A 16,518-nucleotide genomic window follows, 5' to 3' on the forward strand; every position below is an offset into this window, starting at 1 on the left:
ACTATTAATCACGCTCGCTTTTCATGCTGGTAGACAATATGGCTAACACTAATTCATCAAATGACAAACCGGCGACTTTGGCCGCTTTTGGTACCAAACTTTTTTCAGTCATACCAGGAACCGTATTAGCCTCTAGCAAATAAAACTGTCGTTTACTGTCCTGCATAACATCTATGCGCCCCCACCCACTGCCCGAAATCGCGTCAAAGGCTCTTGATGCGAGAGTAGCCAGCTGTGACTCCTGCTCTTCGCACAAACCACTAGGGCAATAATATTCCGTCGTATTATCTTGGTACTTTGCTGCGTAATCGTAGAACGTATGTGGCGTAGACATTCGAATTGACGGTAGCGCCTGCCCTTGTAACACGGAAACAGTATATTCTGGACCATCAATATACTGCTCTAACAAAACTTGGTTATCGTAATTAAACGCGTCCTGAATGGCAGTATTCAGTTCACTCGCGCTTGTCACTCGCGCCATGCCGATGCTCGACCCTTCTCTGGCCGGTTTTACCATGACCTCGTTACCCAATTTTTCCATTATAGCGCTGCACTTACCAGCTTCAAAGTGCCTTTTGTCAGCAATTTCATATTTTGCAGTAGGCAGACCTAAACTTTGCCATATTTGCTTAGTATGAATTTTATCCATTGCTAGCGCAGAACCTAAAACTTCGCTCCCTGTATACGGAATTTTTAACAGTTGTAATGCGCCTTGCATCGACCCATCTTCGCCACCACGGCCGTGCAGCATGATAATGACTCGGTCTACTTTCAAAGCAATCAATTCGGTAAGAGGTTGCTCCGCGGGATCAAACGCAATGGCATCTACACCTTGCCTAAGCAGTGCATTGAGCACCGCTGTACCTGAGTTGAGCGATACCTCTCGTTCTGCAGAATCGCCGCCAAGTAACACAGCCACCTTCCCGTACTCTTGAGGGCCATGGTGTTTTACGTGCATCATGCATCTCCCTCCTGCTGTAAACGAGAGGGGTCTAGTTCGGTTGCTGCTAGTTGCTTTGCAAGGGCACCGATATTACCTGCCCCTTGCGTCATCACAACATCGCCGTCTTGCAAGACATTGGCTAAAATCTTAGGCAACGCCTCGCTTGCACCAACGTATATGGGTTCAATGGCACCACGCTGTCGTATTGAACGACACAGCGATTTACTATCAGCACCTTCGATGGGCTGTTCACTTGCAGCATAGACATCGAGTAATAGCAGCGTATCTACACTGGATAACACCTCTACGAAATCTTCGTAAAGATCCCGCGTACGAGAATACCGATGTGGCTGATAAACCATGACGAGACGTTTGTCTGGCCAGTTGGCTCTTGCAGCGCTTATTGTCGCGCGCACCTCGGTTGGGTGGTGACCATAGTCATCGACTAAACACACATCGCCTTTTTCAGTGGTAAAGTTACCCAGCAGCTCAAATCGACGACCTATTCCGCCAAAGTTAGCCAATGCATTGACAATGGCCTCATCATCAATACCTTCATCGGTTGCTACCGCGATAGCCGCAAGTGCATTTAACACGTTGTGATTACCGGTAAGGTTAAGTGTAATATTTAGTGGGGCGTTGTTAGGACGAAGTGCTGTAAAATGCGCCTTCCCGTAAGACAAACGCACATTTTCAGCGCGAACATCGTTATGCGCTTCAAAACCGTATGTGACAATATTTCGCCCAATACGAGGGCGAATTTCTTGAATATTGGCATCATCACCACAAACTATCGCTTGCCCATAAAAAGGCAGGTTTGTTAAAAACTCAACAAACGTGTCTTTTACTTTCGAAAAGTCACCGCCATAGGTGGTCATATGGTCTGCTTCAATATTTGTCACAACCGAAACCATGGGCTGTAAGTGAAGAAAGGAGGCATCGCTTTCATCTGCTTCAGCGATAAGATAGCGACTTTTGCCCAATCGCGCGTTGGTACCCGCACTATTAAGTAAGCCACCGATAACAAACGTAGGGTCGTATTGCGCCTCTGCAAAAATAGTAGAAATTAAACTTGTCGTGGTTGTCTTACCATGCGTACCGGCAACCGCAATTCCATGCCTAAATCGCATAAGCTCAGCAAGCATTTCTGCTCGCCGAATGATAGGAATTCGGCGCTCTCTTGCGGTAATAATTTCGGGGTTAGCTTCATTGATAGCGCTGGACACTACCACGACGTCCATTCCATCGACGTTCTCTGATTTATGCCCTATTTTCACGTTCACGCCCAAGTCACTTAAACGCTTAGTCATTGCACCAGCTTGAATGTCAGAGCCTGAAATACGATAGCCTTCGTTCAGCAGTACTTCGGCAATACCGCCCATACCGGCGCCACCGATACCAATAAAAAATATATTACTTACCCGTCGCATTTGCGGGCTTTCAAATGGGGTTTTAAACACCATTACTCCCCTTCTCCTAGCACTGATTTACAGTGACGTACTACTTGTTCTGTGGCATTGAGAGCGGCATATTTTTGTGCCAACGTTCCCATCTTGAAGCAGTCTTCTGGCGAGGTTAGCCAATGCCTGACTGCTTGCCCTAAATTCTCTTTTAATGACGATTGCGCAATCAATATTGCTGCATCGTGTTTTACTAATGACAATGCATTTTTTGTCTGGTGGTCATCAACAGCGTGAGGCAAGGGCACAAATATCGCCGCACGTCCGGCGGCGGCGACTTCTGCAACCGTCAATGCGCCAGCGCGACAGACAACAAAGTCTGCCCATGCATAAGCGGCCGCCATATCATCAATAAAGTCGCTAACCTCAACATCGCCTCGCGCATCAGCGTATGCGGCTTTTACGTCTTTGCTATTGCCCTTACCACATTGATGCTTAATCGATAGGCCGTCAAATTCGCTACAAAGCAATGGGACGGTGTCATTTAACACCTTCGCACCTAGACTTCCGCCTACAACAAGCATGTGTAAAGACGTACCACGTTTAGATGTAGGGCTATTTATACTCGAAATTGCTTCTCGAACTGGGTTTCCTACCGTGTAAACATTGTCTACATTGCGGCTAAACTGGGTTTTCGCGTCTTCGAAACCAAGTAAAATACGCTGAGCGATCTTCCCTAGCAGTCTATTGGTCATGCCTGCGGCTGCATTTTGTTCATGCACAATCAAAGGGATTCCCAGAGTTCGCGCCGCCACACCGCCAGGCCCACTGGCATAACCACCAAATCCAATCACAATATCTGGGTTGATACGTTTAATAATTCGACGCGCAGAGAACATGCTTTTGGCCAATGCGACAACCCCGGCCAGCTTCGCTGAGAAGCCCTTTCCTCTTATCCCTTTAACGGGTATAAAATGAATGGGGATATCATGTGCAGGTACCACATCCGCTTCCATACGTTCAGCCGTACCTAACCAGTGAATTGCCCACCCTTCGTTTTTCAACGCTTGGGCAACCGCAAGACCAGGGAAAACATGGCCGCCCGTTCCACCAGCCATAATGAGGCAGGTTCTACTCATTGTCAGCCTCCTGCGCTACGCGAGCGAGAATGGCTTTTATACCCGCCTTGCCCTCGTCTTCCTTAGTATCACCTTTGGCAATCTTAGGGGCTGGGGTATTTTCGGTGACATCCACGTGTTCTGTGGGCATGGCTGGGCGTTTGCTTTTCGGCTTATCTTTACGCCCTAACGCCTGAACTCCATCAACGCGAAGTTCAAAATCAATACGAAGCAAAATCGCTACGGCGATGCTCATAATGATCAGCGAGGAACCGCCATAACTGACCAGAGGAAGCGTAAGCCCTTTGGTAGGTAAAATACCCGCACTGGCACCAATATTGACAGCAGTTTGAAAGCTAAACCAAATACCAATGCTATAGGCCAAGTAACCATCAAAGGCCCTGCCTTTTTCAAGCGCTTTATTGCCAATCCGCAGCGCCCGAATAACCATCCACAAAATAAGACCGAGCACACTCAATACACCAATAAAGCCAAGTTCTTCAGCCAATATTGCCATGACAAAGTCGGTGTGAGCTTCAGGGAGAAATTCTAATTTTTGTAGACTATTGCCCAAGCCCTGACCAAACCAGTTCCCTCTTCCATAGGCCATAAGCGATTGGGTTAACTGATAACCGGCTCCGAATGGATCTGCCCACGGGTCAAGGAATGAGGTAACGCGCTTCAAACGGTATTCCTCGAAAACAATAAGGGCCACAACAGCCATTAAACCGGCGAACACCAATGCAAAGAATTGCCAAAGTTTGGCGCCAGCTAAAAACAACAACCCTATTGTAGTGGCAAACATGACAACCACCGTTCCCAAGTCAGGTTGAAGCAGCAACAACATGGCCAACACAAAAAACACACCAAGTGGTTTGATAAACCCTTTTAAGTTTTCAGTCACCTCTTCATAACGGCGCACTAAATAGCCCGCTAAATAGGCAAAGAAAAAAAGCTTGGCAGGCTCGGCAGCCTGAATCGTAATAGGCCCAATGGCCAGCCAGCGGGTACTTCCGTTGACCGTACGCCCAATAAGTAACACAGTGACAAGCAAACCAATTGCAGCCAGTAATAGATAGGGATTAGCCATACGCCAAAATTGCATAGGCAGTTCTAACACCACCATGGCTGCAATAAGTGCACAAACAATATAGATGCCGTGTCTGATGGCGAAATAAAACGGGTTGTCATGAAGACGGTCAGCAACCGGCATCGACGCAGACGTGACGATAATGATACCAATACTCATCAGTGCAATAGCAACAACAATCAGGCCAACGTCGTAAGGCGTTTGCTTTTGAGCGCCGTCAAAACGTGCAGCAAATAATTCACTTAATTTAGTTGTGGCGGTAGTCATGCTGCAATGACCTCCATCACGGCACTTGCGAAGACGTCAGCCCGCTGTATGTAGTTTGAGAACATATCAATACTTGCGCAGGCTGGAGAAAGAAGTACAACATCGCCCTCTTTCGCTATGCGACTGGCTGCGTTGACTGCTTCATGCATTGTACAGACAAGTTGCGTAGCAGGGTGCAGCGGTACAAATGCGTCTCGGTCTTTTCCTAGCGCAATCACCGCAGACACATGCTGAACTAATTGCGGTGCGAGGGCGCTTAAATCAGCCCCTTTTGCATCACCACCAGCAATAAGAATAATGCTGCCCGCTACAACTGGAGCCAGCCCCTCAATGGCTGCGATGGTGGCACCAACATTGGTCGCTTTAGAGTCATCAATATAACGTACGCCGTTGCACGTCGCGATTTCTATACAGCGATGTGGCGCAGAAACAAATGTGCTTACTGCTGACGCTGCTTGCTTTACATCTACACCTAGTACGTGACATAAGCCTAATGCCGCCATTACATTTAAAATGTTGTGCGTCCCTACCAATGTGATGTCATGCGTATTGAGAACTGCATCTGCGTTAAACGTTATTTGGCTGCCTGTGAGACCAAAACCATTATCTGCCTCGGTCAACCCATACTCTATGCTACTGGCTAACGTTTTGGTGGGCGCAACATTGCCATCTCGCCACACAACCGACGTATCGCAATGCATAAAAATACGTTGTTTTGCTTTCGCATAATTGGCCATTGAACCGTGCCTGTCTAAGTGATCATCTGACAGGTTCAAGATAGTCGCACCTTGAAGATGAAGGCTCGAGGTGGTCTCTAACTGGAAGCTCGACAGTTCTAACACTACAACATCAGCATTGGCGTTGAGTGTTTCAAGAACGGGACGGCCCACATTGCCGGCTTCGATAGCCTTAACGCCACACGCATTCAAAATATGGGTAAGCAACAAGGTAACGGTAGTTTTACCGTTTGACCCGGTAATGCCAACGCAGGGCTTATCGTTAATTCGTGCAAACAATTCCACGTCGCCAATAACCTCAACACCAGCACGGCGAGCTAATTGTGCTTCTGGAATGTCTGGCGATAAGCCTGGACTTAATATCAAGGTATCAACACCATCAAAATAATGGGTAGAAAGCGGGCTTGACGCAATATCAACAGGCAGTGCCATTGCACTGCGCTGTGCAGGGTTAAGCCCCCTCGTATCGAAGGCCTTAACCGATGCGCCGTTATCAAGTAAAAAACGCACGCATGCCTGCCCCGTGACGCCAAGGCCACCTACGACATACGAATGCGTGCGAATGTTATAACTCATTATCTCAGTTTCAGCGTTGCAAGCCCGACGAGGACTAAAATGATAGAAATAATCCAAAACCTTACGATAACGCGAGGTTCTGGCCAGCCTTTTAATTCATAGTGATGATGGATGGGCGCCATTCTGAAGATGCGCTGGCCGCGTAGTTTGTAGCTACCGACCTGCAAAATGACAGAAAGTGTTTCAATTACAAACACCCCACCCATAATGATAAGTACGATTTCTTGTCGAACAAGCACGGCTAAAACGCCCAGCGTACCGCCTAATGCAAGTGAACCCACATCGCCCATAAATACTTGCGCCGGATAGGTGTTAAACCATAAAAAGCCAAGCCCTGCCCCCACCATTGCCGTGCATACAATAACTAACTCACTGGTTAGCGGGATATGCGGAATATTTAGGTATGCAGCAAAATTAGCGTTACCCGTAACATACGCAAATATGGCAAATGCTCCGGCCACGAGGATGGTCGGTACAATGGCCAAACCGTCGAGCCCATCCGTTAAGTTAACCGCATTGCTGGTACCTACAATGGTAAAGTACGTAATGATCACAAAGAAGACGCCTAGTTGAGGAAAGACTTCTTTGAAAAAAGGAACCAAAAGTGAGGTTTCAGCACTTAATGTGGCGCTGCTATACAAGTAAAACGCAACGCCTAATGCAATTACAGACTGCCAAAAATACTTCCAGCGTGCGATAAGCCCCTTTGCGTCTTTTCTAATTACCTTACGGTAATCGTCAACAAACCCAATAATCCCGTATGCCACTACAACGGTAAGCGTGACCAACACGTAACGGTTAGTCAGATCAGCCCACAGCAAACCACTCACGACGATGGCGGCTAAAATTAACAGCCCGCCCATTGTCGGCGTTCCCGACTTCGATAAATGGCTTTGCGGGCCATCATCTCGTACGGTTTGACCAATCTGCATACGCTGTAAATAACGGATCATTTTAGGCCCGATAACAATGGCTATCAGCAACGCAGTCAATGTGCTCAGTATCGCCCGCAGGGTTAAATAAGAAAAAACATTAAACCCAGTATCATATTGTGTAAGCCAATCGGCCAGCCACATTAACATGCTATTCGCTCCCGACGGCTATCAAGCTTTCCCAGCGCAGAGGCCTCAATTGCCTCTACCACGCGCTCCATTTTGGAACTACGCGAACCTTTAACTAAAATTGAAATATCTTGCTGTCGAGACAATAAGTCGTTTTCCATGGCACGCACTACACTGTCGACATCACTAAAATGGCCGCCGTCTGTGCCAAATACGTCACTAGCTGATTGGCTTAACACGCCCATGGTGTAAAGGTAATGAATCCCTTTACTCTTGGCATAATTACCGACTTGCTCGTGATAAAAGCGGGCCTTTTCGCCAAGCTCTTTCATATCACCTAATACCAGCACATTGATACCAGAAAACGTACTGAGCGTATCAATAGCAGCATTTACCGAAGCCACATTCGCGTTGTAAGTATCATCGAGCAAGCGCACTTGTTCAGTTAACACTTTTACATTTAAGCGGCCACTGACTTGCTTCATCGTAAGCAAACCATCACGAACATTTTCTAAACTTGCACCCACTTGTAATGTAAGCGCTGCAGCCACTAGCGCATTTCCTACATTATGGATACCAGGAATAGTTAGCTGAATAGCCACTTCGCCCTCTGGGCAGTGAAGTTGAAAGGCTGCACAACCATCTAACCCAATCGTGATATCACTTGCAGTAAAATCACTTTGGCTTTTCGACTCAGGTGAAAAAGATAACGTACGGTTGCGTTTGAGCTTACCAAACCAAAAGTCGGCAAATTGGCTATCAGCATTAACGATGGCAACACCGTTTTCATGAAGCCCTTTGAATATTTCGCTTTTCGCTCTCGCGACGCCCAATAGGCTACCAAACCCTTCTAGGTGCGAGGCCGCGGCATTCACAATGGTCGCTACGTCAGGCTTAACAAGATCAGTGGTATAGGCGATTTCACCTAAATGGTTAGCGCCTAGCTCCATCACTGCATAGTCATGTTGCTTTTCAAGACGAAGCAACGTTAACGGTACGCCGATGTCATTGTTGAAATTGCCATTGGTGGCCAACACATTACCGCGACGAGACAAAATAGCGGCGCACATCTCTTTTACCGTTGTTTTACCGCTGCTTCCGGTAATAGCGATAGTGCGTGGGGCAACCTCTTTCTTTACTGCTGCCCCTAATAAACCCAACGCCAACTTGGTGTCTTCAACCTGAATAACAGGTAGCGTCGTATTGACGTCTTCGCTTGCAATAATTGCCTTAGCACCTGCATCTTCAGCCGCAGCTACAAATTGATGCCCGTTGAAATTAGGCCCTTTAAGCGCAAGATAGATGGCGCCTTGTTCAATTGTTCTGGTGTCGGTGCTGACTGCATTTATGCTGCAGTCCTGCCCATGAAGCACACCGTTTATTTGGCTTGCGACCCATGATAGTGTCGTTTCTATCATTTGCTGTACTCCTGTTGTAGACGCGCTACAACGTCACGTTCATTATAATTAGTTTTCTGTGAACCTATGATTTGATAGTCCTCATGGCCTTTCCCGGCCACGATGATAATGTCATTTGCGTCTGCCTTGTCGAGACACAGCCGTATAGCCGCTTCTCTATCCGGTTCTATCAATACGTTTTTCGTATCGTTAAACCCAGCAACAATATCATTGGCAATGGCGCCTGGCGCTTCGCTTCGGCTATTGTCTGTAGTAATCACAGCCCAATCAGCGCCGCGCTGCGCTGCGCTTCCCATTAATGGGCGTTTACCTTTATCTCGGTCACCGCCGCAACCAAATACACACCACACTTTGCCAGCTGCATGCGCCCTAGCACTATCAAGTACTTTCTCGAGAGCATCTGGCGTATGGGCGTAATCGACCACAAGATTAGCCGCACCGTGAATAGGAAATACTTCCATGCGGCCAGGTACCGGTGTAATAGCATTAACCACATTCATTACATCATCAAAACGTTCATTCTCTGCCAATAAGGTGGCGATAGCACACAGCACATTGCTAACATTGAACTGACCGAACAACGGCACCGTAACAGGGCCCGTTCCCCATGAACTGTTCAATGTGAATGTGCAGCCTGCATCATGGTATGAAATAGATGTGGCAAAACAATGGCGATGTGCTGATGTATTATGTGAATACTCATTCTGTATAGCTTCTTCAGTGCCTACCCATACTCGCCCAATATCAGATGGCGCGTAGCGATCCCATTGCTTACTTTCGCTGTCGTCTGCATTCAACACTATCGCGCGTAAACCAGGCTGATTAAGCAAAAGGCGCTTCGCTTTTGCGTACTCTTCCATGGTGCCATGATAATCAAGGTGATCGCGGGTAAGGTTTGTAAACACAGCAATGTCAGTTTTCACCTGTCCTAGACGCCCTTGCACCAATGCGTGAGAGCTCGCCTCAAACGCACAATGACGCACTTCGCTTTGCACAAAGTCTGCCAATAAGTATTGGAGACTAATTGCATCAGGTGTGGTGTTCGCTGCAGCAGTAACATTCCACTGCGTATTTTCACCTTCATAAACGCTACTTCCCAGTGTACCAACACTGGCACTACGATACCCCAGAGCGTCCTTTAACTGAGTAACCAGTTGAACTGTAGACGTTTTTCCGTTTGTTCCCGTTACGGCAACCGTTGTCATTTTTTGCGCAGGATAATCGTAGAACGCCGCAGCCAACCCAGACAACATACTCGGCAAATCGTACAGACTGATAATGACCGAATGGTCGCGCATTTCCATCGCGCCGTGAGCCGTGCTGTCTTCAGTTTGCGCCAGTATGACTCGCGCACCAAGGCTGATTGCTTGAGGGATAAATTCTCGGCCATCGAGCTCGTGCCCTTTTACCGCGACAAATGCTAAACGGGTATTAACCTCACGACTATCTAGCGTAAGACCTTCTATACGAATATCAGGGGCATCCACCCCGAACTTGGCAAGCAATACTTTTGCGCTTTGAATAAATGCACTAACTACCACTTTCGCCTCCTTTCAACCAGGTACCAGAGGTTACTTGTTTATCATCTGGCGCAATATTCAGTAAGTGCAATGCCCCGCCCATTATTGATGAAAACACAGGAGCTGCAGTATCACCGGAATGATACAAATCACCACCCGGTTCATTGATAAGAACAACCGTTACAAGGCGAGGGTCTGAAACCGGTGCAATACCCGCAAAAATGTTTACATATTCTTCGCCATAGCCCCCGGCCACGGCTTTTCTTGACGTTCCCGTCTTGCCAGCAACACGATACCCAGGGATAGCAGCTTTTCTTGCTGTACCGCCACGCTGCGTCACACTTTCCATCATTTCAACAATCGCTTTTGCGTTCGACTCACTAATAACGCGTTCAGATTGCCCTTGCCATGATGCTTGCTCAGGTGACTTTATGATATTTAGCGGTTGCTTAACGCCGCCATTTGCCAACGTGGTGTAAAGCCTTGCCAGCTGGGCAGTGGTAACCGATATACCATAACCAAACGACAACGTCGCAAGTTCAAACTCAGACCAACGGCTTCGCTCGTGAAAAATTCCGCTGCTTTCACCAGCCATATTGAGTCCGGTATCACTCATCAGCCCCATGTTGTAATAGGTATCGAGTAAGAACTGCTTGGGAACAGAGAGCGCAAGCTTGGAGGTACCCATATTGCTAGAATGCTGAATGATTTCTTCTAATGATAACTCGCCATAGTTTCGACTGTCTTTGACCAAGCTTCCGCCTAACCGCATCCAACCTGGGTAAGTATTCACGGTGTCTTGCGGCTTAACATCACCGAATTCAAGAGCCGTCAGCACCGCCAGTGGCTTAAGCGAAGAGCCTGGTTCAAATGCATCGGTAATAACGCGGTTACGCATTCTATGCGGCGAAATGTCACTACGATCGTTAGGGTTAAAAGAAGGCGCGTTCACCATCGCCAATACATCGCCGGTTTTGACGTCGATTACCATGGCCGACACCGAGCTTGCCTGATAATAAATCATGGCTTCTTTAATTTCTTTGTATGCTAATGCCTGAATGCGTTGGTCGATAGTTAACTGTAAATTGCCTGCATCCTCACCCGATGTGGTTTCGAGGATCTCAACTTGACGACCTTTGGCGTCACGGCGAATTTTGCGCGAACCCGGTGTACCCGTTAGCCAATCATCGTACATACGCTCTAAACCATCCACCCCTGCATCATCAACATTGGTTACACCAATAAGTTGTGCAGCAACTTCACCGGTAGGGTAATAGCGGCGACTTTCTCTGCGTAAGTAAATACCAGGGATATCTAACTTATCTACGTATTCAGCCATAGCCGGTGACACTTGGCGCTGAAGATACACAAAACGGCGTTTAGGGTTAGACACCTTTTCTTGCAATGACGCTACATCTTGGCCTAAGACATCTGCAAGCGCTTCCCAGCGGCGCACCCGCTCAAAGCCTTTGTTGTCATGAATCACTTTAGGGTCGGCATAAATAGCCCTAACCGGCACACTTACGGCTAATTCAACGCCATTTCGGTCGGTAATAAGCCCGCGATAAGTGGGCATATTGCGAGTACGCAGGGTTCTGCTGTCACCTTGCTGAATGAGCTCATCAGGCTCAATAACCTGAATAAAAGCAGCACGTGCTGCCAACGCAGCAAACACGCTAATCACGACAAGCAGCACAACGACAAATCGCCAATGCACTAAACTTGGCGTTACATTCTGTTTAGCGCCCGATTTGCTGCTTTTACGCTTAGGTGTGGTGTTCGTCATTTCAGCCTCACCACGACTTCGTCGTCTGCAGTGGGTCGATACATACCCAATTGTTTTTCAACAAGGCTTTCAATACGGTTGTGTTCAGTCAGCGCACGTTGCTCTAGAACAAGGTTTCGCCATTCCACGTCAAGCGCGTCTTTTTCTTGCATGAGGTCTTCAAGCGCAATAACTTGTTGGCGATTATGGTGGCTACTTAAGGTGACAGACATGGCAGTAACAATAACCATCAAATACAACAAAACCCGCAACTTGTTGCGGGTCAAATCTGAAACAATAATAAGCAGTAACTTAAAGTTGGTCCCTGCTACATTCGATGTCTGTTGCGTCATAGTTTTTCGGCAACCCTCAATACGGAACTGCGGGAGCGAACATTGTTCGCGATCTCCTGTTGAGTAGGTTTAATGGCCCGACTTAATGCTTTTAAGACTTTGTCGGCATCGATTTCAGCCTGCGTTACCGGAAGGTTGTGCGGGACGACCTTTCCTTTACTTTGTTCTTTGATAAAACGTTTTACTAACCGGTCTTCTAATGAATGGAACGAGATAACCGCAAGACGCCCTTCTTTTGCTAGTACCTGTGTTGCCGCTTTAAGCCCAACGCGTAACTGTTCAAGTTCTGCATTTATGTAAATGCGTATTCCTTGGAATGCACGTGTTGCAGGATGTTTAAACTTATCTTTGACCGGTACCGCTTTATCAATAATGTCAGCTAACTGGGCAGTACGCGTTATGGGTGTTGTTTCGCGCGTATTAACAATGGCATGGGCTATGCGCTTTCCAAACTTTTCCTCACCAAATTCTTTAATAACTTGAGTGATATCTTGTTCTTCTGCACTTGCAAGCCAATCGGCTGCACTTTGTCCTTTCGAGGTATCCATACGCATATCAAGTGGTCCGTCACGCAAAAAACTAAAACCACGTTCCGCGTCATCGAGCTGGGGTGAAGACACGCCCAAATCCATTAACACGCCATCAATTTTACCGGTAAGCCCACGTTTTTCGATTTCTTCAGCCATATCACCAAACGGCGAGTGAATAATTTGAAAGCGCTCGTCAGCGGCAAATCGTTCCGCGGCTTTAATGGCTTGGGGATCTCTATCAAACGCAATGAGTTTGCCGCTAGTTCCCAACGCCTCTAAAATGCGCGCAGAATGGCCGCCACGACCGAATGTTGCATCGATATAAATACCATCAGGTTTTATCGCAAGTGCGTCTATACACTCTTCTAGGAGTACAGAGATGTGTGTAAAGGTAGCGTTATCCGTCATAGCGAAAAATCCTGTAAGCGTTCAGTCAATTCAAATTCACCCTTGCGTTCGGTGTCGATATCCATTTCAATTTGTGACGCCCAGACCTCAGCATCCCAAATTTCAAACTTATTGAGTTGACCCACTAACATGACTTCTTTTGAGAGTGTAGCGTGATGACGAAGTGGTGTTGGAATAAGAATGCGACCACTCTTATCCATTTCCCCTTCAGATGCATGGCCCAATAGCAAACGCTGCATACGGCGTTCAGCAGGTACCATACTTGAAAGCTTAATTAACTTAAGCTCAATTTCTTCCCATTCGGGAAGTGGGTAAAGTAGCAAACAACTTTGTTGTGTATCGACTGTGCAGACTAGCTGTCCATTACAATCATCCAGCAGCGATTGGCGATACTTCGTAGGTATAGCCAGTCTGCCTTTTGTATCCAGATTGATTGCGTTAGCGCCGCGGAACATTCCCCTAGCCTTCTTTTATTTTGTGCTCTTGGTTTTCTTATTATTTGAGTACTAATCTGCAAAGTGATGATGACTTGATCCACAATTCGCCACATTTACCCACTGATTGACAGTTTAGGTACCAATGATCCCCACTGTCAAGTGAAAAAGTACTCTGAAGCCCCCGTATTTATTGGGCTTTAACTGTTTATACATACAGGTAAAAAAGGAAGTCGCTGATAAGGCATAGAAAAAAGGCGTAAAAATAGTAGGGATTTAATTATACTGATACAAAAAAATATAAGGGAATGCGCTTACAAGGAAACGGCAGAATGGCGCTTAGCCATATAATAAAAAACCCCGCTCGAGACGGGGTTTTCCACAGTTTATTTCGCTTAACACTTATTCAGTGGCAGCGTCCGCTGGTGCAACAGATAATTGCATATTGCGGATAGGATTTTCTGTATCGTTTGATAGCTCAACCAAACGGTTAAGCTGGCCAACAGACATCATCACAGCGTACATAGCGCCTAAGAAACCTGCTTTGTGAAGCTCTAATACTTTCTCGTCAGATAGCTCAAGAAGTTTCTTCTCGTTAATGCTCATCATGCCAGTAACGTTGCGCTGTGCACCATCTTGGTAAGTAAGACGAATTTGAATTGGATCAAGAAGGTCTAATTCAACGACTTGCTGTACAAAGCGTTGCGTCATCATTTCGCTGTTCGCTAAATCTGCCAAGAACTGTTGACGGTTCTGTAAGAATTCTGTCGCTTCGCCTTCATCAGTGAAAAGCGTTTTGCCTTCATCATTGATAAGGTCGCTGTTTTCATCAATATATACGCCTAGCTTATCGCCATCAGGGCGAACGTCAAAAGGGTAACGAAGAATGTTCATCGGTACATTAGGCCCTTTCCACGTTTCACCGGTTAGGAACAAGTTCTGGTTTTGCTCCATACCAAGCATTGCAACCACGTGGTGGCGCTTTGACTTAGGGTCTTCGATGAATACTAGCGGCATAGTAGCGGCAAGTTGCGCGAACTCGCGTATTGTTGCTGCTGCAAGGTGAGTATTCTTTGCAAATTCAAACTTAGCACTTACCGCGACTTTTACGTCTTTATGTTTTTCTTTATCTAGCGGTACAAAATTCATAGCCATATTTATTTCTCATACTTGTCTGGTGTGACCCCTTTTAAAATTTGAGAGGCAGGGGTATCACGAAAAATGTGTTGCTCGCGCGCACGACATGAATTGTCTTAATCTACTATCGGCGAGCCTTGAGGGAGTATCCCGTATTCACGCTTGGAAGTCACGCACCGACACAATAGCAAGGTTTAAATTTTTATTGCAATGTAAACTTAAAGTAAACAAGGTCAAATGCTCTAAAAACATACAATCTCGCCAGATCTGGCTTCTCTGCCCTCACAAGCAATGAAAAAAATGTAAAGAATGTAGCCACTGAGTCTTCAAAAGAGGGCTATGAGGATAGTTCCACATACTGAGCAAACTGCCGTTCTGCGTGCGTTATTACCCACACTATGTAATAGTAAATGTCGCATCAATGATGAATGAGAAATAGTACGCTTTTTTATTCAACACGATTTTTTACCCTGCATTAGCTGCGTATAAATGCGTTTTTTCACGGCCCACTAAATTAAAAAAAGGAAGATTATTATGAAGAGGACGCCACCTCTTACGTTGACAGCGATTGCCCTTGCCGCCTTATTCTCTTCAGCATCTGTTATTGCTGAAGCACCCGTCTATACTGCTTCAGAGAAAGCAAAGGCCATTGCCAAAGACACCATCATCGTCGATGGACATATTGATGTACCGTATCGCGTCAAAGATAAATGGGTCGATGTCACAAAAGCCACGGACGATGGTGACTTCGATTACCCTCGCGCAATAGAAGGCGGGTTAAACGCGCCATTTATGTCTATCTATGTCCCCGCTAGCCTAGATAACTCACCTGAGTCGACACAGCTTGCGCACCTATTGATAGATTCAGTAGAAGCTATTGTCGCCCGCGCACCTGATAAGTTTGCCATCGCAAAGAGTGTGTCAGATGTGAAATCGCAGTTTGCTAAAGGCATTATTTCTTTACCGATGGGTATGGAAAATGGCTCGCCGATTCAAGGGGATATAGACAATCTTAAGGCGTTCTACGAACGTGGTATCCGTTATATTACGTTGGCCCACAGCCAATCAAATCATATTTCAGATTCATCTTACGATTTGCGTAGGCAATGGAAGGGATTGAGCCCCTTTGGTAAAACGCTCGTCACAGAGATGAACAACATTGGCATTATGCTAGATATTTCCCATGTATCTGACGATGCGTTCTATCAAGTTATTGAACTCACTCAGGTACCAGTTATTGCTTCTCACTCGTCATTACGCCGGTTTACTCCAGGTTTCGAACGTAATATGAATGACGATATGATAAAGGCGCTTGGCAAAAATGGCGGCGTCATTATGATCAATTTTGGCTCTAGCTTTGTGACAAAAGAAGCAGGTCAATGGCGCACCGGGTTAACACAGGCCAGAAAGGCATTAATTGAAGCTGAAGGCGAAGATAGCCCTAACCTAGAGAACTTTGAAGACAGCTATCGTAAAAAGGTACCTTACCCTTACTCAACCCTCGATGAAGTGCTGGACCATATCGACCATGTTGTAAAATTAATTGGGATTGAGCACGTCGGTATTGGGTCAGATTATGATGGCGTAGGTGACTCGTTGCCCATTGGGCTTAAAGACGTCGCAAGCTTCCCAAACCTTGTTCAAGGGTTAATGGACAGGGACTATAGCAAAGCAGATATTGAAAAAATATTAAGCGGTAACGTGCTTCGTGTATGGCAAACAGCGGAAGATTACGCTCGCGAACATTAATAATAGTGTGGT

At 46.5% G+C, this 16,518-nt stretch carries 14 protein-coding genes; 1 reads left to right on the plus strand and 13 read right to left on the minus strand.

Annotated elements, in window-relative coordinates; genetic code table 11:
• Nucleotides 1-4: 4 nt before the first annotated feature.
• From AC27EZ_RS05035 to AC27EZ_RS05095, 13 genes are all read right to left on the minus strand, one after another.
• Nucleotides 5-961: a D-alanine--D-alanine ligase gene (locus tag AC27EZ_RS05035; protein ID WP_487134272.1), complete on the minus strand. Its 957-nt coding sequence runs from the start codon at nucleotides 959-961 to the stop codon at nucleotides 5-7.
• The gene (gene murC, locus AC27EZ_RS05040; protein WP_487134273.1) at nucleotides 958-2,406 is read right to left on the minus strand and encodes a UDP-N-acetylmuramate--L-alanine ligase; all 1,449 of its coding nucleotides are present in this window, start codon (nucleotides 2,404-2,406) and stop codon (nucleotides 958-960) included. The genes AC27EZ_RS05035 and murC overlap by 4 nt, the downstream gene beginning before the upstream one ends.
• Nucleotides 2,406-3,482 carry an undecaprenyldiphospho-muramoylpentapeptide beta-N-acetylglucosaminyltransferase gene (gene murG, locus AC27EZ_RS05045; protein ID WP_487134274.1) on the minus strand — a complete coding sequence of 359 codons (1,077 nt, stop codon included), beginning with the start codon at nucleotides 3,480-3,482 and terminating at the stop codon, nucleotides 2,406-2,408. The genes murC and murG overlap by 1 nt, the downstream gene beginning before the upstream one ends.
• Complete coding sequence (gene ftsW / locus AC27EZ_RS05050) at nucleotides 3,475-4,818, minus strand: cell division protein FtsW (RefSeq protein WP_487134275.1); 1,344 nt, start codon at nucleotides 4,816-4,818, stop codon at nucleotides 3,475-3,477. Before ftsW ends, murG begins: the two co-directional genes overlap by 8 nt.
• Nucleotides 4,815-6,131 carry a UDP-N-acetylmuramoyl-L-alanine--D-glutamate ligase gene (gene murD, locus AC27EZ_RS05055; RefSeq protein ID WP_487134276.1) on the minus strand — a complete coding sequence of 439 codons (1,317 nt, stop codon included), beginning with the start codon at nucleotides 6,129-6,131 and terminating at the stop codon, nucleotides 4,815-4,817. Before murD ends, ftsW begins: the two co-directional genes overlap by 4 nt.
• Nucleotides 6,131-7,213 carry a phospho-N-acetylmuramoyl-pentapeptide-transferase gene (mraY, locus tag AC27EZ_RS05060; RefSeq protein ID WP_487134277.1) on the minus strand — a complete coding sequence of 361 codons (1,083 nt, stop codon included), beginning with the start codon at nucleotides 7,211-7,213 and terminating at the stop codon, nucleotides 6,131-6,133. Before mraY ends, murD begins: the two co-directional genes overlap by 1 nt.
• Nucleotides 7,207-8,610, minus strand: coding sequence for a UDP-N-acetylmuramoyl-tripeptide--D-alanyl-D-alanine ligase (locus tag AC27EZ_RS05065; protein WP_487134278.1), 1,404 nt, complete (start codon nucleotides 8,608-8,610; stop codon nucleotides 7,207-7,209). The genes mraY and AC27EZ_RS05065 overlap by 7 nt, the downstream gene beginning before the upstream one ends.
• Nucleotides 8,607-10,151 (minus strand): UDP-N-acetylmuramoyl-L-alanyl-D-glutamate--2,6-diaminopimelate ligase, encoded by a 1,545-nt coding sequence (locus AC27EZ_RS05070; RefSeq protein WP_487134279.1) that lies wholly within the window; start codon nucleotides 10,149-10,151, stop codon nucleotides 8,607-8,609. The genes AC27EZ_RS05065 and AC27EZ_RS05070 overlap by 4 nt, the downstream gene beginning before the upstream one ends.
• Nucleotides 10,141-11,916, minus strand: coding sequence for a peptidoglycan D,D-transpeptidase FtsI family protein (locus tag AC27EZ_RS05075; protein ID WP_487134280.1), 1,776 nt, complete (start codon nucleotides 11,914-11,916; stop codon nucleotides 10,141-10,143). Before AC27EZ_RS05075 ends, AC27EZ_RS05070 begins: the two co-directional genes overlap by 11 nt.
• Nucleotides 11,913-12,248, minus strand: a complete 336-nt coding sequence (gene ftsL, locus AC27EZ_RS05080) for a cell division protein FtsL (protein ID WP_487134281.1) — start codon at nucleotides 12,246-12,248, stop codon at nucleotides 11,913-11,915. Before ftsL ends, AC27EZ_RS05075 begins: the two co-directional genes overlap by 4 nt.
• A complete protein-coding gene (gene rsmH / locus AC27EZ_RS05085) occupies nucleotides 12,245-13,186 on the minus strand; it encodes a 16S rRNA (cytosine(1402)-N(4))-methyltransferase RsmH (RefSeq protein WP_487134282.1) in 942 nt (313 codons plus the stop codon). Before rsmH ends, ftsL begins: the two co-directional genes overlap by 4 nt.
• Nucleotides 13,183-13,641: a division/cell wall cluster transcriptional repressor MraZ gene (mraZ, locus tag AC27EZ_RS05090; RefSeq protein ID WP_487134283.1), complete on the minus strand. Its 459-nt coding sequence runs from the start codon at nucleotides 13,639-13,641 to the stop codon at nucleotides 13,183-13,185. Before mraZ ends, rsmH begins: the two co-directional genes overlap by 4 nt.
• A 381-nt stretch (nucleotides 13,642-14,022) precedes the next feature.
• Nucleotides 14,023-14,775 carry a SapC family protein gene (locus AC27EZ_RS05095; RefSeq protein ID WP_487134284.1) on the minus strand — a complete coding sequence of 251 codons (753 nt, stop codon included), beginning with the start codon at nucleotides 14,773-14,775 and terminating at the stop codon, nucleotides 14,023-14,025.
• Between the two features lie 516 nt (nucleotides 14,776-15,291).
• Between AC27EZ_RS05095 and AC27EZ_RS05100 the strand changes: the two genes are divergently transcribed.
• Nucleotides 15,292-16,506, plus strand: coding sequence for a dipeptidase (locus AC27EZ_RS05100; RefSeq protein ID WP_487134285.1), 1,215 nt, complete (start codon nucleotides 15,292-15,294; stop codon nucleotides 16,504-16,506).
• Nucleotides 16,507-16,518 lie beyond the last annotated feature (12 nt).

The organism is Alteromonas sp. 4NH20-0056, assembly GCF_057539655.1.